Annotated in this window: 14 protein-coding genes; 8 read left to right on the forward strand and 6 right to left on the reverse strand. The window is 55.4% G+C overall.

Translation table 11 applies throughout. The features are described from left to right. Positions 1-7 precede the first annotated feature (7 nt). The 3 genes from WCA10_RS05770 to WCA10_RS05780 all read left to right on the forward strand — a co-directional run bounded on the left by WCA10_RS05770 (position 8) and on the right by WCA10_RS05780 (position 5,125). Positions 8-2,689 (forward strand): glycoside hydrolase family 3 C-terminal domain-containing protein, encoded by a 2,682-nt coding sequence (locus WCA10_RS05770; RefSeq protein WP_472821551.1) that lies wholly within the window; start codon positions 8-10, stop codon positions 2,687-2,689. Between the two features lie 57 nt (positions 2,690-2,746). Then, positions 2,747-3,118: a hypothetical protein gene (locus WCA10_RS05775; RefSeq protein WP_472821552.1), complete on the forward strand. Its 372-nt coding sequence runs from the start codon at positions 2,747-2,749 to the stop codon at positions 3,116-3,118. A 198-nt stretch (positions 3,119-3,316) separates the two neighbouring features. Then, positions 3,317-5,125: an alpha-L-fucosidase gene (locus WCA10_RS05780; RefSeq protein WP_472821553.1), complete on the forward strand. Its 1,809-nt coding sequence runs from the start codon at positions 3,317-3,319 to the stop codon at positions 5,123-5,125. A gap of 109 nt (positions 5,126-5,234) precedes the next feature. On the opposite strand, the gene WCA10_RS05785 is transcribed toward WCA10_RS05780, so the two are convergent. The 3 genes from WCA10_RS05785 to WCA10_RS05795 all read right to left on the reverse strand — a co-directional run bounded on the left by WCA10_RS05785 (position 5,235) and on the right by WCA10_RS05795 (position 13,250). Next, positions 5,235-6,908 (reverse strand): alpha-L-fucosidase, encoded by a 1,674-nt coding sequence (locus WCA10_RS05785; protein WP_472821554.1) that lies wholly within the window; start codon positions 6,906-6,908, stop codon positions 5,235-5,237. Positions 6,909-6,994: 86 nt separating this feature from the next. Beyond that, complete coding sequence (locus WCA10_RS05790; RefSeq protein WP_472821555.1) at positions 6,995-9,088, reverse strand: beta-galactosidase; 2,094 nt, start codon at positions 9,086-9,088, stop codon at positions 6,995-6,997. Between the two features lie 325 nt (positions 9,089-9,413). Beyond that, positions 9,414-13,250, reverse strand: a complete 3,837-nt coding sequence (locus tag WCA10_RS05795; protein ID WP_472821556.1) for an outer membrane beta-barrel protein — start codon at positions 13,248-13,250, stop codon at positions 9,414-9,416. A 578-nt stretch (positions 13,251-13,828) separates the two neighbouring features. Here WCA10_RS05795 and WCA10_RS05800 point away from each other — a divergent pair. The 4 genes from WCA10_RS05800 to WCA10_RS05815 all read left to right on the forward strand — a co-directional run bounded on the left by WCA10_RS05800 (position 13,829) and on the right by WCA10_RS05815 (position 18,173). Then, on the forward strand, positions 13,829-15,151 hold the full coding sequence (locus tag WCA10_RS05800; RefSeq protein ID WP_472821557.1) for a hypothetical protein: 1,323 nt from the start codon (positions 13,829-13,831) through the stop codon (positions 15,149-15,151). 400 nt (positions 15,152-15,551) lie between these two features. Further along, a complete protein-coding gene (locus tag WCA10_RS05805) occupies positions 15,552-17,252 on the forward strand; it encodes an alpha-L-fucosidase (protein ID WP_472821558.1) in 1,701 nt (566 codons plus the stop codon). 38 nt (positions 17,253-17,290) lie between these two features. Continuing rightward, positions 17,291-17,734: a TIGR03435 family protein gene (locus WCA10_RS05810; RefSeq protein WP_472821559.1), complete on the forward strand. Its 444-nt coding sequence runs from the start codon at positions 17,291-17,293 to the stop codon at positions 17,732-17,734. 16 nt (positions 17,735-17,750) lie between these two features. Continuing rightward, complete coding sequence (locus tag WCA10_RS05815; protein ID WP_472821560.1) at positions 17,751-18,173, forward strand: TIGR03435 family protein; 423 nt, start codon at positions 17,751-17,753, stop codon at positions 18,171-18,173. Positions 18,174-18,200: 27 nt separating this feature from the next. Here WCA10_RS05815 and WCA10_RS05820 read toward each other — a convergent pair whose 3' ends face one another. Continuing rightward, complete coding sequence (locus WCA10_RS05820) at positions 18,201-19,958, reverse strand: CRTAC1 family protein (protein ID WP_472821561.1); 1,758 nt, start codon at positions 19,956-19,958, stop codon at positions 18,201-18,203. Positions 19,959-19,996: 38 nt separating this feature from the next. After that, on the reverse strand, positions 19,997-21,628 hold the full coding sequence (locus WCA10_RS05825; RefSeq protein ID WP_472821562.1) for a tetratricopeptide repeat protein: 1,632 nt from the start codon (positions 21,626-21,628) through the stop codon (positions 19,997-19,999). Between the two features lie 286 nt (positions 21,629-21,914). Here WCA10_RS05825 and galA point away from each other — a divergent pair, with 286 nt between their 5' ends. Next, on the forward strand, positions 21,915-24,464 hold the full coding sequence (gene galA / locus WCA10_RS05830) for a beta-galactosidase GalA (protein WP_472821563.1): 2,550 nt from the start codon (positions 21,915-21,917) through the stop codon (positions 24,462-24,464). A gap of 28 nt (positions 24,465-24,492) precedes the next feature. Here the strand turns inward: galA and WCA10_RS05835 are convergent, their stop codons facing one another. Further along, the gene (locus WCA10_RS05835) at positions 24,493-26,694 is read right to left on the reverse strand and encodes a glycoside hydrolase family 3 C-terminal domain-containing protein (RefSeq protein WP_472821564.1); all 2,202 of its coding nucleotides are present in this window, start codon (positions 26,692-26,694) and stop codon (positions 24,493-24,495) included. Positions 26,695-26,775: the final 81 nt, after the last annotated feature.

Genomic DNA, 26,775 nt, shown 5'->3' on the forward strand with positions numbered 1-26,775 from the left:
GGATCACATGAGCAGATACACAACGCAAATGATGCAGAGACTTGTGCTGGGAGTGGGAACGCTTTTCTTCGCCCTGTCCGCACCGACAGCAATCGCACAAGGTTCAGCGACACCCGGATATCTGGACACCAATCTGACACCTGAACAGAGGGCTGCAGACCTGGTGAGGCGAATGACCCTCGCGGAGAAGGCAACGCAAATGCAGAACAACTCCGCGGCCGTTCCGCGGCTCAAGGTTCCCGCATACCAATGGTGGAGCGAGGCCCTTCACGGAGTGATCAATGAGGGTGTCACCGAGTATCCCGAGCCCATCGGCCTTGCAGCCACATTCGATGCGCCGGGGATTCACACCATGGCGGCGCAGATCGGCATTGAGGGCCGCATCAAGCATGTGCAGAATCTTCGCGAAGGGCACACGGGCATCATGGGAGGCCTCGATTTCTGGTCGCCCAATCTGAACATCTTCCGCGATCCGCGCTGGGGTCGCGGTCAAGAAACCTACGGCGAAGACCCCTTCCTGTCCGGCCGCATGGGCGTCGCTTATGTAACCGGATTGCAGGGCAACGATCCAAAGTACTACCTGGGCATTGCTACCCCGAAACACTATGCCGTACACAGCGGGCCTGAGCCGACACGCCACTTCGCCGATGTAGACGTCAGTAAACACGACCAGGTCGACACTTACGAACCCGCATTCCGCGCTGCCGTCGTGGAAGGCAAAGCCGGCTCGGTGATGTGCGCGTACAACGCAATCAATGGCGAGCCCGCATGCGCCAACCAGTACTTGCTCCAGGACCAATTGCGCGGCAAGTGGGGTTTCCATGGATATGTAGTTTCAGATTGCGACGCGGTTCGCGACGTAGCGGCCAATCATCGCTATCGTCCAACCCAGGCACAGGGCGCGGCTATCTCCGTGATCAGAGGCATGGACAACGAGTGCGTCACCTTTACCTCAAGGTATGGAGAGCCCGTCGAAAAGGCCTATATCGACGCAGTGCAAGAAGGATACCTGCCTGAAAGCACACTGGACACGGCGCTAATCCGCCTGTTCACCGCGCGCATCAAGCTCGGCATGTTTGACCCGCCGGACATGGTTCCCTATACCAAGATCGATGAGAAGGAACTCGATAGCGCCGAGCACCGCGCGCACGCACGCAAACTCGCGAACGAGTCCATGGTCCTGCTCAAAAACGACGGTCTGCTTCCCCTAAAGGCGGAGATCAAAAAGATCGCCGTCATAGGCCCACTGGCCGACCAGACCCGGCCGCTGATCGGAAACTATGCTGGTCAGCCCACGCATACCGTCTCCATCCTCGACGGCATACGCGCTGAGTTTCCCAACGCAATCGTCACGTTCGTCCCCGGAACTCAGTTCCTGCGCACGGATGGAACATCTGTGCCAGATAGCCTGCTTACGACTCCCGATGGCAAGCCCGGCCTGAAGGCTGACTACAACGAAGGAATGCGGCGCGGACCTGCGACGGGGGAAGCGAATACAAAACCGCTCATCAGCCGTACGGAAGCCAATGTCAAGCTCACTGAAAATAGTCTGCCGGCAGAAGTTGCCGGGAAGAAGACGTTTGGCGCACAGTGGTCAGGATTTCTGACGCCCACCGAAACAGGAGACTTTCTTCTCGGCATCCGCTGCGAAGGATTCGGAAGGCTTGCGGTTGATGGCAAGCAGGTAGCGACGGCGTTCGGCGGTGGCTCGCGAGGACTCTCATCGGGCGTGGGCCGCGTCCACCTCGAAAAGGGGCACAAGGTCGAGCTCGAGATCTCTTATGGAACCAGAAACAGCAAGCCCCATGCCGAACTAATCTGGACCCGGTACAACGGCGCTCCTTCGCAGGAAGCCATTACCGCTGCCAGAAATGCGGATGCCGTAATTGCCGTCGTTGGCATCACCAGCCAGCTCGAAGGCGAAGAAATGCCCGTGACCGAACCAGGATTTCTCGGCGGAGATCGCACCAGCATCGATCTTCCCCAGCCGGAAGAGGAATTGGTCGAAGCCGCGGCCGCGACCGGAAAACCGCTCGGCGTGGTTCTCCTGAACGGCAGCGCACTGGCTGTCAACTGGATCAATGAGCACGCCAACGCCGTTCTCGACGCATGGTACCCGGGAGAAGAGGGCGGTGCGGCAGTTGCTGAAACGCTGAGTGGAAAGAATAATCCTGCGGGCCGGCTGCCGGTTACGTTCTACACCGGCGTCAGCCAGTTACCGAACTTTGAAGACTACGGCATGGCCAACCGAACCTACCGGTACTTCGATGCCAAGCCCCTCTATCCTTTCGGCTATGGATTGAGCTATTCAACCTTTAAGTACAGCGATCTCAGTGTTCCATTGCAAGCGGCGGCCGGCCAGCCCGTCAGTGCCGATGCGACGGTCACCAACACAGGCAAAGTCGCAGGAGATGAAGTCGTGCAGGTCTACCTCAAATTCCCCGCGTTGAAGGGTGCGCCACGCATCGCTCTCCGCGGATTTGAAAGAGTTCATCTCGAAGCGGGTGCGAGCCAGAAGGTTCATTTCGATCTGAAGGACCGCGACCTGGGCACCGTGACTGAGGATGGACACCCAATCATCGCGCAAGGTGATTACACCATCAGCATCGGAGGGGGACAGCCGGACACGGGCGCGCCGACCGTCAATGGCAGATTCCATATTGAGGGTCAGGTGGACTTACCCGAGTAGCGTCAGCAAGCAAACAAACTGGGCAATCATGGACCAACAATCGAAAAGGAGAATCCAGTGAACAGATTTCGCAACATAGTGCTCCTGACAATATTGGCCGCGGGGCTTGCCCTGACCTCTTGGGCCGCCGACTTGACCGGACAATGGACCGCAACATTCAACACGCAGATCGGCGAGCAGCATTACACCTACACATTTAAGGTGGACGGCGAAAAGCTTACCGGCACGGCGAAGAACGACCGCGGAACAACCGATATCACCAACGGCACGATCAAGGGCAATGAGATCTCATTCGATGAAACCCTGGATTTCAACGGACAGACAATTGCGATCAAGTACACGGGCACGGTCTCGGGTGACTCGATCAAGCTACACCGCAACGTGGGCGATTTTGCTGAAGAAGATCTTGTCGCGAATCGAGTCAAATAACCGCGGCAAGTCTCGGACAGTTTTTCCTTAGGTTGCACCTGCACTGGCGCCGAATCAGGAACACGCTGACTCGTGGCCCCTCGGTCGCATGACCGGTGCTGCAATTTCGCTCTTGGCCTTCACCGCCGCGACTCGCTGCCGCACGATGATGGCCTGCCACAGCACGATGAGTGTCGCTCGGAGACCAAAGGAGAATTCATGCACAGACGGGATTTCTGCAAACTACTTGCGATCGCCGCGGCATCGAAAGCTGTACCATCGTCGGGGCAGGCTGCACCGGAGAGCCAGCCCGGATTACCGAGTGGGTTCAACCAATACACACAGGACTACGCTCAATTCTGTGCGTTGCCGCCGGAAAAAAGAGTCTTCTACCGAGTCCTCGATGGAAAAATCATCGCGGAGCAACTCGATGATGCTGCATGGCAGCCTCCAGCTTGGAACTACAGCCCTCCGGACCAGTCGATCGCCGGCGGACTGTGGGATGATGTGCCCTTGAACTCGCCTATTCCGGATCTTGCGGGCGAGGGGCCATTCAAACCCACCTGGGATTCGTTGCTCGAGTACGAAGCGCCGGATTGGTACCAGAACGCGAAGTTTGGCATATGGGCTCACTGGAGCCCGCAGTGCGTTGCCGAAGCCGGGGACTGGTATGCGCGCAATATGTATATCGAGGACCAGCGCCAATACAAATACCAGCTTGAACACTTCGGCCCGTCTTCGCGGTTCGGGTACAAGGATCTTTGCGCACAGTGGACCCTGCTGAATTGGGATCCGGACGAGTTGATTACGCGCTACAAAAATGCGGGCGCGAAGATATTTGTCGCTCTGGCCAATCACCACGACAGCTTCGACGCGTGGGACTCAAAGCATCAGCCTTGGAATGCCGCTGCAATCGGCCCGCACAGTGATGTAATCGGCGGCTGGGCTGCGGCAGCGCGAAAGCAGGGTCTGCGATTTGGGGTGACCGTGCACCAGGCACGCAACTGGTGGTGGTTCCAACCGTCGCATGGCGCCGACACGTCCGGCCCAAACTCTGGCGTTCCATACGATGGTCATCTTACCCAAGCGGAAGGCAAAGATCAGTGGTGGCAGGGGCTCGATCCTCAGCGGCTCTATGGCGCGAAGCACCCGGCCAGCGCATTGCCCGACACATCTTATGTCAAGAACTTCTACGACAGGACACGCGATCTCATCGACCAGCACAATCCCGACCTGCTTTACTTCGACGACTCGCTGCTGCCGCTCGGCTGGGCAGGGATGAATATCGGCGCGTACTTTTACAACCACAGCCTTCGACAAAACGGCGGCAAGAACGAAGCCGTTCTCAACGTCAAGGATGTTCCGGACCGGCTTGCCAAAGCGGTTGTCGCCGATTATGAACGAGGGCTCACTGCTGGGATCATGAAGCATCCCTGGCAGTCGGAGACCTGCATCGGAGCCTGGCATTATCTCCGTTTTCTCTACGAGAAGCCGGGTAAATATGGAGGCTATCTGCCCCCGCAGGACGTGATCCACTGGCTCATTGACACTGTGAGCAAGAACGGCACGTTCATCCTGAATGTTCCCGGCAGGCCCGACGGAACCATTGATGACAAGGAAATCGCTGTTCTCGACGGTATCACCGCATGGATGCAATTCAATGGTGAGGCAATTTATGAGACCCGACCATGGAAGGTTTACGGTGAAGGCCCCAACAGCATAAAGGCGGGGTCCTTCCAGGGTGGGAGCGTGAGCAAACTTGGAGAGAAGGATATCCGGTTCACTTGCAACAAATCCGGGACGGTGATCTATACGCTAGTGCTGGGATGGCCGACAGAGTCGTTCACCGTACAGTCTCTGGGACTCTCATCTGCAACAAACCCAGGGAAAGTTGCGAAGCTCGAACTCCTCGGGACCGACCAGACAGTGAGTTGGAAGCAGCAGACCGATGCTCTGAAGATCGAACTTCCAAAGCTCTATAAACCAGCGGTCGATTACGCCGCTGTGCTCAAAGTGACCTTCGCCTAAGCGGAAATAAGACCGCGGCTTGTTGGTCACCTAGTCGGTGCCTGGCCTCCTTCGGCACCTTTGGGAATAAGGTTCTCAAAGCGACACCTCTGTGAGTGAGGACCGTGCATCAGACGCCGGCCGAATTGATCTTGAAAACATAGGCGTAGTTGCACGGCTGCTTTGACGGAAGATTTACCGTGATTCCATCTGAATTCCGAGACCATTGAAGACTGGATTCCGACCCCAGCAGTCCAACTCTCGCGATTTTGCCAGGGTAGTGGGGCGAATCTGAACTGAGAGATTTGATCACCAGCTTGCCATTCTCGGGCCAGGCCAGTGCTATGGCATAGAGTGTGTCACCCTTTGTCGTGAAGCGTATGTCGCCGGGCACATAAGTCGGAAGTGCGCCATATGCTTTGGCGCCGGCGCCTTTCGTCGGACCCTCCGCATCTACCTTCCAAGGTCGCGTGAAATAGATTGCCTCGCCGTTAAGGCGCATCCATTCACCGAAATCGTTCAAGAATGCGTATTCATCTGTGTCGGGTCTTCCATGGCCTGGTAGTGGAATGTTCAGCAGGAGATTACCGTTCTTGCTGACCACGTCAGCCAGCAGATGCACCATAGACTGCGGGGTGTGATATTTGTGGTTCTCGAAGATCCAGCGGCTGTAATGCCAGCCTCCGATACAGGCATCTGTCTGCCAGGGAGCCGTCTGTTGTCCTTGCGCTTGACTCATCTCGAAGTCACGAACCAAGGTGCCCCATACCGCTTTCGGAACGTTCTTGATGTTGAATACGCCTTCGAGTTTGCCTGCATTGCGGCGGATGCTGGCGTTGTAGTAATAGGCCATGATGGGCGGCGTCAGTTCCGGGATGCCAAGCCAAACGTTCAGTTCTTTCCCTGATGGTGCTCCGGCATCAAAATCCCAGTCGCAGTTATCGTCGAAGTAGAGAAGATCCGGATCGTATTGATCGATGATGTCCTGCACCCGTAGCATGAAATGGTCTACAAAATCCGGGCACGGGTCACCCTTGTCGTGGGGATAGCCATTGAGTTGTTGAGGGTCCATGCCGTCCCACCACTTGCCCTTTCCATCCGCCTTGGTGAGGACGCCGTCGTAGGACACCCCTTTGAGCGCACCTGTGGCGTCGCTGTCGTATCGAACGGGCATGAACTCCCTCCAAACGCGTCCGGGGGTACCATGAAACGTGACGCCAAACTTGAGCCCATGAGCGCGCGCGACCTTCTCCCATGTTCCGACGATGTCCCTCTTTGGCCCAACGTTTACTGCATTCCATGGCTGGTGTTTGGAGTTCCAGCAATCGAAGTTGTCATGGTGGTTGCCGAGTGCGACGAAGTATTTGGCGCCCGCTTTAGCATAGAGCCTAATCAACTCCTCTGGATTCCAGTTCTCTGCGTGCCAGAGATTGCAAATGTCCTTGTAGCCGAATCTCGAAAGATGTCCATAGGTCTTGACGTGGTACTCATATTGTTGGCTTCCCTGCACATACATTCCGCGGGCGTACCAGTCTCCCTGCTCTGGAACGCACTGGGGACTCCAGTGAGCCCATATCCCGAACTTCGCGTCGCGAAACCACTCGGGACACTGATAGGCCTTCAGCGACTCCCAGTTCGGCCGGAAGGGCCCAACGATCGGATCACCTGCGAAGTTGGGATCCACATATGTGCCTGCTTGCCGGGACGGCACGCGCTGAGCCGCTGCCCTGCTTCCGACGGCCAGCAAACTCATACTGCCGGTCACAAACTTCCTTCGATCGAAGCGGCCGATTCCATTCTTCATTTCGAGCTCTTTCCCTTCACTAACAGCGCGGTCTTTCGCATTGGTGCAACACGCATGCTCGAATACCTGACGCCTTTCCGACGGACCTACTGCACGAGCTCAGCCTCGTATGGACCGAGTTTCATCTCGTTGTCATATGAGTTGTGAGAGAGCACCCCACGCGCTTTCTTGCCGAGCATCACAGTCTTCACCGCATCCGTCGTATTGACATAGAGGGTGCGACCATCCACCACCCGGGCATAAACCCCCTCTGGAGTACTGGGCCCCGGTTGAATCCCCAGCGGATCGCTTATCTTCCGAAGAATCGCATCGATGAAGGCTGGCTGTGCCGGTGCAGCCAAATAGATCGCCTGCCCTTTACCGTACTTATTCACCGTGACCGCGGGCGGTTGGCCAGTTATGTTGGTGAACTTCGCCAATGTCACCGCAGTTTCGGGCTCCAGAACTTCATAGAAGCGAATGTGCCCCTTCACAAGCTTTCCGTCGAGCTCGAATTGTGGGGCTTCTTCCGGCTTATAGAATTGCGAAGTGCGCAGGCCGAAAACGTCATTCAGTCTGCCTGGCAGTGGTGTATCGAACCACTGTCCGTGTTCATCAACCTTCGCGGAGAATGCGGTCATCAACACAGTTCCGCCTCCGCTGACATAATCACGAATAGCCTTTGCACTCGCAGCGTCCATGACGTAGTCTGCCGGCACAACGACGAGCTTGTAAGACGAAAGGCTGTCATGACCTATGTTGATGATGGCCGTATCAATATTCGCGCGAAAGAATGGCTCAAATGCACTCTGCACCTGTTCGGCGTAAGAAGGCGCAAAGTACTGGAGCGTTGTGTTGGAAGGACCATTCGGGTGCGAATCCACGAATGAATCGAATGAATAGGCAATCGCGACTTCGGGATGTAGATAACGCGGGAAGCCATATTTTGAAAGCTCGCGGAAGTCCGAAGCAATGCGTGCAAATTCGTCGACCTTCCACGAAGGCCTGCCGTCGTGATCGAGCAGCCCGAAAAGCGCCTGCTCCTCCCCTCCGAGATGGCTGTTGAAGGTCCAGGCAAGTGTCCCTTGTGCGCCAATCATCAATCCCAGATAGGCATACATGCGGCTCCGGCCCGGGGTTCCATAGAATCCCCCGCCACCTGCAGTGAACTCGTTGAACCAGATAGGCGTTGCCAAATCCCCTTTGATCATCAGGGCCCCGAAAGCGCCGCTGACAGGGTCGCTCGGATAGAGGCCTTCCGCTCCATACGACACGTAGGATTTGTATGTGCTCAAGTAATCGAAGCCTCGACGGGGAGCATTGTCCCAGAGATTGGATATCGACGGAATGTCGGGCATGTTCCGCTGGCGAATGGCATCGAGTTCCTTAAGACGCGCAACGGATACATCCGACCAATAACGATGCAGGTCAAGATAGCGTTCGGGCGGACCCGGTCCGTCGGCGAGAGGAAGGTCGACGTCGTCGAAGCTGGGTAGCCTGCGCGACCATCGCTGCGTGGCCCAGGCCTTGTTAAGCTCGTCAATCGTTCCGTACCGTTGCTTCAGCCATGCAATGAATCGCTGACGGTCGGACTCCGAATAAGACATGAATCCATTCCCAATCTCATTGTCATAGCCCACGGCGATGACTGCAGGGTGGTTTGCATATCGCTTCGTAAGCTTGTCGGCGAAGACACCAATCTCCCGCACATAATCGGGGTCGCTGACGTCATCCATATAGCGCTCTGCGGGCGGCCTGCGCTCGCCATACTGGTTCACGATATCGACACCTGGGTACTTGCGATGCAGCCAGATAGGCGCAGGCGAGCCAGGAATGTCCAGAATCACGCGAATGCCGTTGGCCTGCATCTTGTCCATGATCTTGTCGAACCATTCGAATTTGAATTGCCCCGGCGAAGGCTCAAACGAATCCCACGATAGATCGCCCATGCGCACCACCGAAAATCCTGCGTGCTTCATAATGGAAATATCGTGATCGATCTCCTCCGGTGAACGGTCGATGGGTTGATAGCAGGTTCCAACAAACAGCTGCCCGGGACCTGGCCAGCTGGGATGCGCTGCCGGTGTCTGTGCAACAGACGTTGAAGCCACGGTCGCTAAGGTGACGAGAGACGATATAGAAACTCGGATGATCCAAGATCTGCACACCTGGCGGCTCACTTGCTGAACGTTCTTCTTCATGGCTCCTCTGGCAAACAATACTGGAATAGAGTCGCAGGCGTTGACGGATTAAGTGCCACTGACACAGCGAGTCATTTTGCCGTTCTAAGGATATGAGGCTCAATCGCGTCAGTACCCGCGAAAGTCCCGCGTGAACTCGTTCGCAATAATAGTGCTTCCGTCCGTACTTTGAAGCCCCATTTCGTTTACGTTCTGAACTGCCCGCGGAACTTGTTGTGAATAACTCTGGAATTGGTGGAGGGATCGATCTCTAAATGTTGAGGGTTAGCGTGTCGTGAAATAACGCGTGAAGGCCGGGCCCGTGTTGCGGGTCCGGCCTTTCGCACTACCAGCTCAGCCGGGCTGACAATTGAAGATACCTGGGTGTATTGGTTGGACCGCTGGGTCCCTTCCTGATCGTTCCCCAGTCGATGCTGGTCGGATCGTTATTGAACCCTTCGTCCCAAGCCGGGTGGTTAAAGGCGTTGAGTAAATCGGCACGGATTTGCAGGCTCATCGAATCTCCAAGGTGAATTCTGGAGCCCTCGGCAATGGCGAAATTCTTCGACACTGCCATATCGAACTTGTACGCACCAGGCTGACGGACGCCAAAGTTTACATTTTGTCTTCCCACGGCGTACGAGTTCGGAGTTCGCACAAAATCGATGTTGGAGCAACCCGCCGCCGTAGCCGCGGGGCTGGGGATGATTGCGCCCGTGTCAGTGTCTTTGTAACCGACACAGGAAGTTACACCGCGGATTCTGCTGTCCTTGTGTGTACTGTCGGGAGGCAGAATCGTGTGGCCAACGGCCATCGATTTGGTAATCGGTCCTCCTGACGCCGTCTCCCAGTTGCCCGCGGTGTCATAAAGCGGAACTCCCTGGGAACCGCCGGAGTCCTTAGGAATCCAGGCAAAACCGCTGTAGTAGGTGTAGAGCGGGGCGATTGTCCAACCGTTGACAACCGTATCAACAAACCGATTTGCATTCGGCAAGAGAAGGCGACCTCTACCGAACGGCAAGGTTCCAACTCCCGAGAATGTAATCGAGTGGTTGACATCGTTTGACGTGCTGATCTGGCGAGCTAAGACATGGTTGAGCTGATCCACCCAGCCTCCGGAAGTGAAGGCTTTTGCATGCGTGTAGGTTGCATGGAGTGTCAGGTTGTGTGAGAACTGATGCGCTGCCACGGCCTGGAAAGAGTTGTACCAGGACTTTCCGTCATTACTGGCCCCCCTCTCAGTAATATCTCCAAACTGTGGGAACGGCCGGGTGAAGTTGGCCTTCGAAAGCGTGGACGAGTTGTAATAGCCCGTCCCGGCAAAGCCGGCCAAGTTCAGGAACGGGTTGGCGACCTGACCAGCAGAGGAGTCGCAGAGCTGACGATCACCACCCCGCTCAACGTCGCACTGGGCGTTCCACTGCGGTGAAATCTGGTTGATGTTGGAGTCCACAGGACCGTTTGGAACCCGGTTGCCGATATAGCTGACAGAGAATGTGTCGTATTTTGTGGGGGCTATTTCGTAGGTCAAGCTCCAGGACCAAAGACCGGGAATATGGTAGTTCGGGTTGTAGAACCTGAATGACTTGCCAAGGTCCTGCAAGTAGCCCAAGGACGCGCCACTTGGCTGAGGCACGACCGCGATAGGATTGCTGAGTCCTTGTCCAGTTGTGGATGTGTATGGAGTGACTCCGTTGTCGAGCGAGTTTGTATAGCTGGCCGAACTGCTGAAACCATCCGCATCGTTACCCGCCTGATCGGAGATATAGGTCAAACCGGTTCCACCGCGTACGGACATCCTTTCAGAAATCGCGTAGGCGAAGCCGAGGCGAGGCTGAATGTCCAGCTTGTTCATCCTGTAGGCGCCTCTACGCTGACCGCTGACGCCTGCGAAGGTCAAACCACCCTGGAGGTTCGTGTTTGTTCCAAGTGCGGCAGAACCGGAAGCGATCTGCGCAGAGACCGGGTTCAGGACCGTCGGGTCGAAAGCCCCAGTCGTCTTGTTGTGGCGTTCCACCTCTGGCGTTGTGAGGTCCCAACGAAGACCGAGGTTTAACGTCAGTTTCCTCGTCACTTTCCAATCGTCCTGGATCCACGGCGCGAAGTAGTGCTGTGACCAGAACTGATAGGTATTCCAGTTCATCGTGCCGGAATTCGGGTAACCGAGCAGCAAAGAGGCAATCGACATTCCACTGCTGTAACCAGGCGCATCCGGTGAATTCCAGTATTCGTTCGTGAAATTCGACGAGAAGTTGAAGCCGTTGCCATTGCCCCCCTGCGGATTGTCCCACTGGCTGAAGTTGACATTCACTCCTGCACGAAGTGTGTGCGCACCCTTGACATAGGTCACCGCCGGAAGGAAATCAAGAGCGTGCCTGTCGCCGGAATACCCTAGCCAGCCAGCACCCAACTCGACAAAGTTCGACGCGTTGGGAAGGCCGTTCGAGGAGATATCGAGGAAATGATTGTTATTCGCGAGTTGATTGTAGAAGGCTGGGGCAAATCCCAACTTGGCTGACATGTTATAGCTCAGTGCTGAACCCTGGAGCTGATTGTTGTCGAAATTCATTGCACTGACGCCAACGTTAAACAGGAGTCTCGGACTGAAGATGTGCGTCCATTGAACGGCATAGGTTTGCGCTGCTGGCGCTGTACCTTGCCCGTTGCCATTAGCTGGATCATCTTTGGGTGCGCCCACACCCCAGGTGGCATAGATGGAGCGGGCCTGATTACTATAACGAAACGAGAACATGTTCTTCTCGCTCGGATTGAAGTCGATCTTGAAGGCGGCATTATGCCAGCCGTCGTTTTCAACCTGCAAATTTTGATAATTGTTGGTCCAGGGAGCAAAACCGGGTCCTGGATCGACGTTCGGCTTCAGATAGCTGAGAAACGACAGAATGTTCGTTGCAACTGGATCAATCCGGTTCGTGGGAATGATGTTGCCCGGGAATGGCGAATGCGCCTGCTTCGTCTTTCCATCGATTGGATCGACGATGGTTTGCAGCGGCGTGAGTGGATCGTAAATGATCAGCGGTTGCAGACTCTGCGTCGTACTATTCCAATACGTGGCCGTGCTGAAGTCGCCAGTGAGCCACGCTGGATTGGGAAATGAATATGTGTTGTACGACGGGTTGGGCAGGGTGTCATTCATTTTCTCGAAAGTGGCAAGGAAGAACAATTTATCGTTTCCCTTGTATACATGCGGAATGAGCACCGGCCCATCCAATTCGAAGCCATATTGATCGCGCTTGTGTTGAGCTTTCTTGGAATCATTGAAATTAGACTGGAAATCCGTGGTGTCGAGCCAGGTCCGGCGCATGAAATCGTACGCAGAGCCATGTAACTGGTTGGTGCCCGACTTCAATGACACGTCAACCGAGGACCCTCCTGAATGTCCGTAGGAGGCGTCGTATGCGTTCAACACAATTTTGAATTCCCTGACGGCATCGACGGAGGGCACATACCCCGCCCTCCCCGCGTCCGCCGTGTCGTTGCCAATGCCGTCGACATTGGTCGTACTCACTTGCGGCGAACCGTTGACATACTGGTTGCCCGTCACGTTGTCGAACGGCCGAGGATATTGCGAACTGGAGAAATCGTGCGTTCCGGGGCTGAGATCGAACAGCCCAAAGGGGTTGCGCGAATCGAGAGGCATTTCTGTAACGCGCTCGTTATCGATGACCTCACCTATGTCGGACTTGGAGAGTTCGACCTGCGCGTTGCTTGCATTGACCGTGACTACCTGGCTTGTAGCTCCCACTTCCAGCGTGAAATCAATTGTCGAAGTCTGGGCGACATTGAGCTGGATGTCGGTCTTCTGCGAAGTGGAGAACCCTTCTTTCGAGACCGTTATGTCGTAGACTCCTGGGATCAGATAGGAAACTGTATAGGCGCCCGTGCTCGTGGTGACCGTTTTTGTGTCTACACCGGTCGCCTTATTGTGGACTATCACTTGAGCTCCTGGAATCACGGCCCCAGTGTGATCAGCGACTTGTCCAGTGAACTGCTGCGTTGCCTGTGACCAACCGGTCGCGCCGGAAGCCAGGAGCAACGACGAAAGCATCAGGCCGAACATTTGAGTCCCGGTCCTGCGCCTTGCGTTTCTGATTCTGTCTACTTGCATTCGTCTGCCTCCTACAAAATCTGTCGAATTCTTCTCGATCCCTCGTTTGCCTGCCATAGCTGCAAACGTTTCCAAATCTGACCCCTCTTAGGGGCTGGTCGAATCATTAGGACCTCGGTGCCTGCCGCGTCGGAAGCAATTGGGAAACCTGCGTCTGGCGCTGCACATCTGAGAAGGGCACCAAGTAACCCTCGCTATCAGGCCCGGATTGCTTTCCTCCGAGCCATGGGCGATTACTCTCAATTGCCTGCCGATTGAACCCTTATTTCGAGCTCGGCGAACCGCGTGGAATCTCTGTGCGAATAGTTCCCGCAATTTGACGCACTAAAAACGCTTGCCGAGCTGTCGAACGGACTTGTAGTTGAGTTGATTAACCGCGGTCTAGGTACGTAACGGCGCGTTACAGGGATGTATGCACCTCTGACCACTGGTAAACCATTGATTAATTATGTTTTACGCATCGATAAAAACCTGACGATAATCCTAGGTTATAATCAGTCAGCGTTAAAGACAACGTTTGCCAAATGGTAGAAAAGGTAGTCGCACCAAGGTGAACGAATGAGGATTCTAGACCTCGAACGTTGTGATCACGGGTAGAAAGTTGCCATTGCCGCATGACCTCGTAATCGATGCGCATGAACGATCCGAAGAGAATGAATAGCGAAACGAAATCTCGTAATTCAGAGCTCAACAATGGAACTCCTGTTCCGGGTGAGAATTCGAATGCGGCTGTATTCGAACAGCTTAGACGGATTCAAGACAGCCATTCGTTCTGCAACAGCGCTCGCTCGAAAGAATTTCTCTCCTATGTGGTGGAGCATGGTCTTCAGGGTCGCGAAGAGTTACTGAAAGAGCGATCGATAGGCATCAACCTCTTCCATCGCAATCCAACTTACATTACCAGCGACGATCCGATTGTCCGCGTGAAAGCGGCAGAGGTAAGACGACGGCTCGCGCAGTTCTACGCCGAAGAGGAAGAGGCGCCTGAAGTTCGGATCGAGATTCCAGTCGGCTCCTATATTCCAAAATTTCACTGGAGGCAGCCTGTACCCTCGGCCCCGTCGGCCCAGGAAGTTGAGGTAGTCCAGCAACCACTGGTACGTCCGAACCGTTTTGGTCGCCGGCGAATCATTGGATTATTAGTGGCTCTTATGGTTGTCGGATCCGCCACAACGTTCCTGATCCTGTCCCACTTTCATCGCCCTTCAACCCTCGATCTATTCTGGAGACCTCTTTCGGCGACGAAACAACCTGTTCTGATTTGCGTACCTTCGCCCGTGAGCTATGCGGTAAGCTCCATTCTCTTTCAGCAATCACCCATGGCGCACTCTGGCATCTACAGTTCCCTGTCGAGGCGTAACGCGACGCCTCTCCAACTGGCCCCCGACACTCCTCTAAAGTGGAAGGACATTACGCCCCTCGCCGATTTCTATATCAATAAAGATGATGCTTACGCTGCGGAAGAATTGTCGGTCTTCTTTACCGGCGAACACCGTTTGACTCAACTCCGCCTCGGTAATGATTACACCTATGAGGATCTCTGTAGTTCGCCTGCAATTCTGGTCGGAGCGTACAACAATCCATGGATTGACCGCGTAATGTCGGATCTTCCGATCGGATTCAGAGAAAGTGGTGAGGTCCTTTGGATCGAAGATCACACCAGGCCAGGCCAAGTTTGGAAAGCCAGCACTGACGGCCGCCTCGGCACCAAAGACTTTGCTCTCGTCGCTCGATTACTGAATTCAAAAACCGGTCAGTTCCTGGTCATTGCCAGTGGGGTCGGCATGGTGGGAACCAAGGCTGCTGGGGGATTCATCTCTCACGAACAGGATTTGGCGAATGCACTGCGCGGAGCTCCGGCCGGTTGGGAAAAGAAGAATATGGAAGTCGTCATTGAAACTGACATTGTTGAGGGATCTCCTTCGCCTTCCCGAGCTGTGGCAGTGAAGGTCTGGTAGATAAATCAGCAGTGCTACCTCTCCTGCTCCCTTTTGACGTTTTTGACCGTACGTTTTACCTGTAACAAGCCGTTACGCACCTAGCGGCACATCGAGCTGATCAGTCATAACTATAGAGATGGAGATCAGAAGCTCGCCTTGACACCGGCCGAACAACGCTTCTCGTTATTAGGTTCAATGCAATCAGCCCGCCTGGAAATACATTCGGTTATCGTCCTCTTCCAAGCTGGAAATCGAAGCGACGCTAGCATCCGCACTTGCTGACTCCAAGACACTGCGGTCTCTCGAACACTGAAAGGCTAAATACGAAATGGATCGCCGGGATTTTTGCAAACTTCTGACAGCAGCTGCAACCGCAATCGCCAATCGGAAAGGTTGGTCTAGATCACTGACGGTTGGCATGAACGAATCCGAGAGTGGTGACTACGCGAGCTTTTGCGCACTTCCGGAATCTGAACGGCTCTTCTCTGTTGTTTCCGGAGATCGGATCGTCCGCGAAAAGCTGAACCCTGCGAGTTGGAAAGCAAATACATGGGGAGCACCTGAGAAAGTTCCCGGGATGCCCTCGTCATGGGATGGCGTTCCGATGCAATCGCCAATACCCGGCCTCGCGGGTAAAGGCCCGTATGCCCCGACCTGGGACTCGCTTCTGCAGTACGACGCCCCGGAGTGGTATCAGGACGCGAAGTTCGGAATCTGGGCCCATTGGAGCCCGCAGTGCGTCCCAGAGAAGGGAGACTGGTATGCGCGGAACATGTATCTGGACGACACTGAACAGTACAAATACCATCTGGAACACTACGGCCATCCCTCCCGTTTTGGCTACAAGGACCTGTGCCCTCAATGGACGCTTCTGAACTGGGAGCCCGAGGCGTTGATCGACCGGTACAAGAAAGCGGGCGCACGCTTCATCTTCTCCCTCGCGAATCATCATGACGGTTTTGACTGCTGGGCCTCAAAGCATCATCCATGGAACGCCATGAGAATCGGACCGCACCGCGATGTCGTCGGCACCTGGGCCAAGGCGGCGAGGGATCGCGGTCTGCGGTTTGGTGTCACCGTCCATCAAGCGAGAAACTGGTGGTGGTTCGCACCCTCCCATTCCGCGGACAAGGCAGGACCATATGCCGGAGTTCCGTACGATGGAAAGCTCACACGGAATCAGAGCCAGAGTGAATGGTGGCAGGGATTGGATCCGCAGATGCTCTATGGACCCAAGCACCCCGCCAATGCTCTGCCCGATCCTTCCTACGTGAAGCAGTTTTACGATCGGACCCGAGATCTCATCGACCTGCATGATCCAGACATCCTCTACTTCGACAATTCGATGTTCCCACTGGGTTGGGCGGGAATGAATATTGCTGCCTACTTCCACAATCGCAGCGTGGCCGCCCGAGGTGGCAAGGTCGATGTGGTTGCGAATATCAAGAATGTGCCGGAACACCTGGTCAAGGGAGTTGTCGCCGACTTTGAGCGTGGTCTGAACAGTGAGATCATGCCGTACGTCTGGCAGTCGGAGACCTGCATTGGAGGCTGGCACTACGATCGGGACCTTTACGACAAGCCCGGCGAGTTCGGCGGTTATCTGCATCCACGCGATGTAATTCATTGGCTCGTTGACACCGTCAGCAAGAACGGAGTTTTCGTACTCAACATTCCCGGCAGGCCCGACGGCACGATCGACTCGAAGGAGATCGCAGTTCTCGATAAGATCACTGCATGGATGGGCGTTAACTCCGAAGCAATCTTTGAGTCGCGCCCCTGGAAAATCTTCGGTGAAGGGCCGAACATAGTAAAGGCCGGAGCGTTCCACGGCGACACAGTCGCCAAGCTTGGAGCCAATGATGTGCGGTTCACGCGATCGAAAGACAACCGCGTACTATACGCCATTCTTCTTGGTTTTCCGCGCGAGGAGATGACCATTGAAGCACTTGGGATTTCCAGTGAGACTTCGCCAGGAAAGATCGACAAGGTCGAAGTACTGGGCGCAACGCAATCTCCAATATGGAGGCAGGCGGAAAGTGGCCTGAAAATCAAAGTCCCCGAATCACTGGCCGGGGTTCCCGAGTATGGAGTGGCGCTAAAGATCTATTTAGCTTGAAGCAACCGGAGTGCTCGGCCAGAAAGGGATTGACCCAGATGGAAATCGAGCGTGCCTCATCCAAAAGCAATTGCGGAAGAAAATTGAGGCTAATCGCGGTAGCACTTGCGATCGCCGCTGCGGGAAGTTTGTCAGGCCAGACAGGAGCGCAACAAGGGGGCGTTGCGGCTCCGCCAGATAACGCACTTTCCACGTTACCCCAGTTTGAAGTTGCCTCCATAAGACCGTCCGGGCCAAAGCAAAATGAGATGAACGGTTTCTACAGCCATCCTGGAGGAAGGGTGGCCTGCAACGGGTGCTTCGTACAGTATTTGATCATGGTTGCGTTCGACGTTCAAAGATGGCAAATCTCGGGTGGCCCGGCCTGGATCATGATTGGTGGCGCGCGATTTGACTTACAAGCCAAGCCGCCGGAATCCTTAGAATCCAGCAAAATGGAATCCTGTGATTCCGAAGAACCCTCCCAACGTCGAGCAACGTAGGATGCTGCAATCGCTCTTGATAGATCGATTTCAACTGAAGTTTCATCGTGAGACCAAGGATGGGGTTGTCTACAAATTGGTAACGGGCAACAGTACGCTCACCCTCCGAGCGCCGAAGGATAAGGATGAGTATTCCTGGGCAGGAGGCATCGGAGGTGGCGTTCCAAGGTCATCGGGTCTCAGTGGTCTCAACATTTCGATGCCGCAACTGGCATCACGCATCAGTGCCTGGTTAGCGCGGCCGGTGTTGGATGAGACTGGACTGCCGGGATCGTACGATTTCGAGTTCCAAACAGGCATCGAAGATGACGATCCAAATGCCGATGTTGCCTCTTCGATCATTACTTCACTGAAAGGCCTCGGCCTGAACTTGAAGACGGGCAAAGGTCCCGTTGAATCCATCGTTATCGATCGCGTTGAGAAGCCCTCGGAGAATTGACGATACGGGTTTGGCCGTTCGGTAGAATCAGGATTTTGTAAACGGGCGCCCCTTTACGATTCCTTCCCCTTCCCGAATCGTGATGAGCTGATCAGCGGACAGCGACGGAAACTTCTCTACGAGGCCGAGAGGCCAGCGGACCTCGATGTCAACCTTGGCGGAAGCACCAAGCCCGAAGTGTAAGCGGGGATCGCTGGCCGAGAGATAACTCGATTGACTGAGCACCTCCTGCGCCTGCACCTTGCCGCCATAACGCACCACAACACGGGCCCCGATGGCGCTGCGGTTGCTCTTTACGCCCTCGAGACGAACCTTGATCCAGTGGTTGTCGGCCGGGGAGTCGTTCCGCAACAATGTGGGCGGCTCATTTACGTTCATGATCAGCACGTCCATGTCGCCATCGTTATCGAAGTCGCCGAACGCCATGCCTCGGCCGCAATGCCGCGCAGCGATGCCGGGACCAGCTTCTTCGCTTAGCTCCGCGAACGTTCCGTCACCTCGATTCCGAAAAAGAAGACGGGGTGTGCGCAGTGCATATCTGGGCGAGACGCGATCGAGTTCAGGATAGACGGAGCCGGTCGAGATGAGAATGTCCGTGTAGCCGTCGTTATCGAAATCAACTAAGCCGGCGCCGAAGCAGACGTAACGGGTTTCGTTATTGAGTCGTGCTTCAGTGGTCGCATCCTCGAAATTACCCTTGCCGTCGTTTCGATAGATACCCGGCGCCTGATCGAGGAAGTGCGTCTTCACCACGTCAATGTGCCCATCGACGTTGTAATCGCCTACTCCGAGACCCATCCCGCCCATCTGATGGCCATCGGCACTGAGGGCGACTCCTCGAATCAATGCCTCTTCGCGGAAGGTTCCGTCATGGTTGTTCATCAGCAATAAAGAGGGCGAGGTGTCGCATGCAACGAGAATGTCTGGCCATCCGTCTTCATCTGCGTCGAAGCTGGTCGCGGTCAAGCAGTACGACCCACGGAAATTGCTGACGCCCGACTGCTTCGAAACATCTGTAAAGGTTCCATCGCCATTGTTGCGGTAAAGATAGTTCTGCGCCGTCGGTAGGCCGTTCGGACCGCAGTTGACCGGCACGTTTTCAGCGTTGCAATGCGCCACCGAGAGAGAGGGCCTGGGCGCCGTCGCCAGGTCGAATTCCAGATAATTCGCCACAAACAAGTCAAGCAGTCCGTCGCGGTTGTGATCCACGAACGTGCATCCGCTGCTATAGCGCGTGGTTGGATGAAGCAGACCGGCTTGCTTCGTCACATTGGTAAAGGTGCCGTCGCCGTTATTGCGATACAGTCGATTTTGCCCGTAATAAGAGAGGAAGAGATCTTCAAAGCCATCATTGTTGTAGTCTCCCACGCACACGCCCTGCGCCCATCCGATGTCGACGAGGCCTGCCTTGACGGTGACGTCAGTGAAGGTGCCGTCCCTGTTGTTCTTGTAAAGGCGATTCGTTGCGCTGGCAGGAGTATTCTCCAGTCTCTGGCTGCTGAGAATGAAGATGTCCATCCATCCGTCATTGTCGTAGTCGAAAAAGGCGCAGCCGGTCGCCATCGACTCGATGATGTATGTGAAACTGTGAAGCTCACCGCAGACGGTCGGCTCAGTCAGACCCGCCTCTTTGGCGATATCGACAAAGCGCGAGAAAGGCGCGGGAGACTTGTTTGAACCTGGCGCCGCATTGAGCTTGTTCGAGAACAAGTAGCCCAGGATCGAAGCAGGAATTGTCCGCAGGAATTCGCGTCTTGTAAAGGGGCGAACCACATTCCTGCTCATGCCTGCGTACTTCCTTCCGCAACTGTAGTGTCGCCGAACTAGTGTTGTTCCTGACGGTCAGAGAGCTTTTTCCGAAGCTCGAGTGCTTCGGTATTGTTTGGAGAGATATTCAGCGCACTATCGAGTGCATGTTGCGCGTCGGAAAAACGAGACTCCATCGCCAATGTGGTGGCAAGGGCGACCCATGCCTGCACATAGCCGGGAGAGGCTTGAATGGCCAGCCTGAGGTGTTGCTCGGCGGAATCCAGATTGCCCTCGTGAGAGTCCAGATAGGCAAGCTGATAATGAGCGAGAGCAAAGTTGGGATCGACATTGACGGCTTGATCGAGAGCAGAGCGCTCGCCTTTCCAGTCCTCAAGATCGTTCAAAACCCCTGCCAGCCGGTACAACAATCCGGCGTTGTCCGGTAACACCGCGATCGCCTCTCGATAGAGAGCGGCCGCTTTTTGTTTATCACCGGCCCGCATCGCTTCCACGGCCTGGGTGGACTTCTGCGCTGCGATGCTCTGGTCTGTCTGCTCTTTCACCTGCTTCTGATAGAGAGCCAACTGTTCTTGCGCCGCCGCGTTCTCGCCAAGTTTGCGCAGCACCTTAGCGAGTTCGAAATGGCACTGCGGTTCCGTTGGGTCGAGTTCAATCGCTCTTTGCAGCTGCACCTTCGCGCCAGCGTCATCGTGCAACTGCTCAAGGGTGAAACCCAGGTTGAAGCGCGTGCTGTATCGATTGGGATCGAGGGATGCCGCTTGTTCGAGGTGCTTGCGCGCCGAGTCAAGGTCGCCCGCAGTACGTTCCAGCACTCCGTTCAGATAGAGAAAATCCGCATCGTGCGGAGCCCGCGCAAGCAGCTTACGGGCCAGCGGCATCGCCGTCTGGTTCTTTGCGTCAAAGACCAGCACTTGCAGATAAACGCGTTGGGCCTCGATGTCCTGGGGATTGCGACGAGCCAGTTGATCCGCAATTTTCTCAGCCTCTTCGAGCCGCACCTGCTTGACGTAAACGGAGACTAACGACGAAGTGAGCGGCACGGAACTCTGGTAAGCCTTCAGCCCTTTATTTAGCGTGTCGGCCGCATTGTCGAACTCTCCCGTGTTGCCGTAAGCAGTCGCCAGATCGAGGGTGAGGTTTTCATCGAGTTGCATGCCCTGAAGCTGGGCAATCACGCTCTCGTTATCACCTGCTGCCATCAGGATCTTCGCGATCCCATCGAGGGCCATTTTGGACTCGGGGTTAATTCTCAGGACGGCTTGCCACTCGGTGAAGGCATCCTTACTTTGGCCAAGTCCCGTCAGGGCCGAGGCAAGTAACAGGTGCGCCTTTTCGTTCTTCGGATCCAACTCAACCGAGCGCCTGAGAGGGACAACGGACTTCTCCAATTCTCCAGCGGTGTACAGACTCAAACCGAGCAGATAGTTCAGCCGAGGCGAACCAGGTTCAAGCCTGATGCCAGCCTGGAAGGCCTGAGCAGCACATGCCGACTTGTGATTATCGCCGAACCAGATGCCCAGGGCGGTGTAAGCTTCGGCATCCGGGTGGGAATGGACGCGCGCTTCCAACCGAGTCGGAGCAACGCAAGTAGCCGACCATAGAGGATGCGAAACGGCCAGAGCTACTATGGCGGAAATTGCGAGAGCGTTTGAACGGCGACGAGCACAATACTGGTGATGCATCATGCTCGTTCACTCCTCGAACCTGAAAAATGAATGCAATCTCCCATTGGATGCATTCGCTTTCTCCCGATTCCACTCTGTGGTTCCGAAGCCTCGTAATGAAAGCCGGACCCAATTCATTGCCTGGATGGCGGTAGCCCTCGGTATCTCTCTAAATATTAAACGCTAACTGTAGCGTTGACAACGATCTCGTGCGGTGCTACGCTGGCCGGTCAGCCGTTCTGAGAACACGACTGGCGTTGCTCGCTTTCCCGTGAGAGTTGCTACAACGCAGGATTTTTGAGTCATTATGCCGAGAATCTCTCGAAGGAAATTGCTTGTCTCTGGATTTGCCGTTTCCACGGCTTCGCTGCTGGGAAATACAGTCTGGGCCGAATCCGACCCGCGAGAGCAGCCGGGCAAAGCAGATGTCGGCTCACCCCTCAATGCCAGCACTCCTGAACCGAGAGAGCAGTTGCTCTTCGACTTTGGATGGAGATTCACGTTCGGTCACGGCGCGGATCCCACCAAAGACCTGGGATTTGGCTTCGGCCAAAGCGACTTCTCGAAGACGGGTGAGTTCAAGTTCTCCAAGGCGGGTTTCGACGACTCCGCTTGGCGCACACTCGATCTTCCTCATGACTGGGCGGTCGAACTTCCCTTTGTTCATGACGACGCGGGCACGGGGGATAGCCAGCTACGCAGTCATGGTTACAAGCCGCTCGGCCGCCGCTACCCCGAAACCAGCGTCGGTTGGTATCGTCGAGAGTTCGAGATTCCCTCAACCGATAACGGCCGCCGCATCTGGGTTGAATTTGACGGCGTCTTCCGCGACGCGCTTGTCTTCGTTAACGGCTGTTTCATCGGTCGAAACAACAACGGCTACGTTCCCTTTCGCTTCGATCTCACCGATGTCCTTAATTACGGCGGGAGAAATTGTTTGGCGCTCCGGGTTGACGCCAGTTTTGGGGACGGCTGGTTCTATGAAGGTGCTGGAATCTACAGAGATGTGTGGCTGAGCAAAACAGACCCGGTTCACTTCGAAAAATGGGAAAGCGTGGTCCGTTCAGCGACGGACGGCAATGCGGCCAGGCTGAGTCTGTCGACCTTGGTGCGGAATGAAAGCGCCGAAGCGGTCAACTGCAGTGTGCGGTGGAAGATATTCGACGCGCGAGGTGCGGCCGTTGCCGTTGCCGAATCTCGAACGCAATCGATTGCTGCATATGAATCGGCCGGCTTCAGGGCCACGGCTGGTCTTGCGAATACGGCGCTCTGGTCTATTGAGGAGCCCAATCTATACTCCGCTGTCCTGGCTGTCGAAATAGACAATCAGCTGCGCGATACCGAACGTGTCACGTTTGGTGTTCGCACTGTCGTCTTCGACGCAGCCAAGGGATTTTTCCTGAATGGCAAACCATTGAAGATTCAGGGCACCTGCAATCATCAGGATCACGCCGGCGTAGGAGCGGCTTTGCCCGATGGTGTGCAGCAGTTTCGCCTCTCCGTGCTGCGCCAAATGGGTTGCAACGCGGTGCGCACCTCGCACAACATGCCCACGCCAGAGTTGGTAGATGCCTGTGACCGTAACGGCATGATGATGATGTGCGAGACCCGACAAATGAGTTCCAATCCAGAAGGCATGCAGCAGCTTGCGACCATGATCAAGCGCTATCGAAACTCGCCGTCGATCATCCTATGGTCGATCGAAAACGAAGAGAGGCATTTGCAAAATAAGAACGAGATGGCTGAGCAGGGCGCGCGGATGGGTGCGAGCATGGTCCGGCTGTGCCACCGTCTGGATCCGACGCGTCTAGTGTCCGCAGCCGTGGATGGTGACAATGAGCAAGGCGTTTCCGTGGCCCTGGACGTTATCGGATTCAATTACAACCTCAACCTCGCGGACGAATTTCATACGAAGCACCCGAACCGACCCGTTTTTGGGTCGGAGACTTCGAGCGCGGTCAGCACGCGGGGTGTGTACACAACGGACAAACTCCGCAATCAAGTGAGTAGCGTAGAAGGCTATTGGGGAACTCCGGAAGACTGGTGGAGCTTCTACGGTGAGCGCGAGTGGGCGGCGGGAGGCTTTGCGTGGACCGGCTTCGATTATCGGGGTGAGCCTTCTCCATACGGATGGCCCTCGATCAGCTCGCAGTTCGGCATCGTGGATACCTGCGGTTTTCCGAAAGACTTTTTCTACTACTACAAAGCATGGTGGCGGAGTGAACCATCCCTTCACCTATTCCCGCACTGGAATTGGAGCGGCCGAGAAGGCGATGAGATCCCGGTCTGGGTCTACACAAACCTCGATGAAGTGGAACTGATCGTAAACGGCAAGAGCCTTGGCTCAAAGAAAGTCCCTCGGCTGGGCCACGTCGATTGGAAGGTCCGATTCGAGCCGGGCGCGATTGAGGCGCGCGGCAGCAGAGACGGCAAGATGGTTCTGTCAGAAATAAGGGACACTACCGGGCCAGTGGCCGCTCTCCGACTCACTTCGGAACGTAATGAGGTGAATGCCGACAGCGAAGATGTCGCGATCTTGACTGTAGAGGCGCTCGATTCGCAAGGCAAACTCGTTCCGGTCGCAGACAATCAGGTTTCCTTCGAAATTTCCGGACCCGCCAAACTGATTGGTGTGGGAAATGGCGACCCGAACTGCCAGGAAAGTGACAAAGAGCCGAAGCGGTCTCTTTTTAATGGTCTGGCCCAGGCCATCATCCAGAGCACCTTCGAGACTGGCCAAATCCAGATCGAAGCGTCGTGCCTTGGGCATGCAGGAGCACGGCTCTCCGCTAAAGTGATCATCAACTCAAAAATGACAAAGCTGCGACCTGCAGTTCCGATCCCGCCACGATCGTGATCGCTCTTAACGAGGCTGGAGCCGTGGCCTAAGGCTGAAATTGAGCGGTGTTCTCGATCAGCAGAACCGCCTGGACGGGTAGGCTGTCGCTGGATCCGCCCGCTAGAACGCGAATCTGTTCCTTTTCAACACGCCAGGTTTGGCTCACCGCATCCCAATACGCAAGATCTCGAGGTTTCAGTGTAAAGACAACGACTTTCTCTGCTCCCGGAGTGAGATGGATGCGAGCGAAACCCTTCAATTCCAGTTGCGGACGATCGACCGCCGAGCCGAGATGCTGGATATACATCTGCGCGACCTCGTCACTGGCGCGCGATCCCGTGTTCTTCACCTTCACTGAAACCTTGACCTCGCCGTCGGCGATCGTGCTCGGCGCACTGAGACTCAAGCCTTCATACGCAAAAGATGTGTAGCTCAGACCGTAGCCAAATGCATAGAGCGGTTTCACTTTTGAGTACATGTAGGTGCGGCCATGACGAATGTTGTAGTCCATCATTGGCAGCAATTGCGCATCGCCAGTAGGCCAGGTTTGGTTCAAGCGTCCGGCAGGTGAATAGTCTCCGAAGAGAACGTCGGCAAGTCCATGACCCTCTTCTTCGCTGCCATGCGTCATGTGCACAATCGCGGGCAGATGCTCCTGGCTCCATACGATGGCATACGGGAAGCTCGAACGCAGTACCTCGATAGTGCGCGGATTGGCGGCGAAGATTTGCTTGACCAGCTCTTCCTGTTCGAGGACGATCGCCTTGCGATCTACATCTTCCTTGCCATTCGAAGGAACGGGGCATTGGTCCCATCCGCCGTTGCAGGTGGGATGATTCCCAACCACAACAACGACCGCATCTGCTTTTCGAGCGAGAGCCCGAGCCTCGGCAACATTGGACCCATCGCTATAAAGAACCTTTACATCCTTCGCAGCTTCCTGGATGCCCTGCAAAATGCTGACAGAGTACGGAGGCGTGCCGCTGTACCAGTCGAGCAGAACCTCGTTTATCCATGGACCGATGACGGCGATCGTCCTGAGCTTCTTGCGATCCAGGGGAAGTGTGTTTCCCTCGTTCTTCAGCAGGACGATGGATTCATCTGTTGCCTGACGCACGAGTTCACTGCTCGACGCCCTATCCCATGGCGGAAGATCGCCTTGCGTGTCGCGCCCGATTTTCTCGTAGGGGTCGGCTCCCGGAGGATCCAACTCTCCCAAATGCAAATGCAGGCGAAGCAAGTTTCTCAGCGAGGCGTCCATGTCTGCTTCGCTTACCAAGCCGTCCTTCAAAGCTTTTTTGAGATCGGGTTTGTACTCATCCAGAAACCGATTGATGCCAGCCTTGACGGCGGCGGCCGCGCCGTGTTCCTTGTCCGGAAAAGTCTTGTGATCAGTAATGAGAAGGCCAAGAGCGCCACCGTCAGTACAGATGATGCCGTCGTTGCCCCACTGCTTCACCATGACATCTTTGAGAACCGGATGAATCATCATGGGAGTTCCGTTCCAGGAGTTGTAGGCAGCCATGGCTGCACGGGAACCGCCTTGCTCGAAGCCCATTCGGAATGGCACAGAGTAATACTCGCGGAAGAGTCGCTCATCGAAGTCCGACGAAGTGTAGGAGCGACCGTTCTCATTCTCATTCGCAAGGAAGTGCTTCATCAATGCCGCGGCTTTCATGTGCCTGGGGTCCGGTCCCTGCAATCCTTGAATGAATGCGACCGACATGGTGCCTACAAGATAAGGGTCTTCGCCCATCGACTCTTCGGTTCGTCCCCAACGCGGATCACGGCTCAGGTCTGTGTTCGGCGCCCGAACGACGATTCCGCCAAAATCGAAAATCGGATTTTGATAGTAATAGCGGGCTTCTTCTCCCTCGAGTGCACCGATCTTTTCCATCAGACTGGCGTCCCAGGTTTCGCCGAGGCCCTTCTCCTGCGGGAAGATCGTAGTGGGCAGCGGCTGCAGACCCCGCGGTCCCCATTGCCCAGGTCCGCCCAATGCGAGACCGTGCAGGCCTTCTGCTTCATCAGAAAGCACAAGATGGAGGCGCGGAACCTTTGGATGGCCGTCCATTAACTCGACCTTCTCATCCAGAGTCAGACGTCCCAGCAGATCGGCAATGCGCGCATCGTCACTCAATTGGGTGTTGCGGAATGGATAATCTGCTTGGCCGACAGCGGTCACTTCAGAGATCAGAAAAAACAAAACGAAGGCGATTGTTCCTCTCGTGAATCCGATATGCCGCATGATTTTCTTCCTCGCTTGCATGGTGAAGATTGCCCAGAATATTTCCCTGGATAAGTCGACAACGCTCCTAGGCAAAGTCCC

Origin of the sequence: Occallatibacter sp., assembly GCF_049582745.1 — a bacterium.
In the GTDB taxonomy this organism is placed as follows: Bacteria; Acidobacteriota; Terriglobia; order Terriglobales; family Acidobacteriaceae; genus Telmatobacter.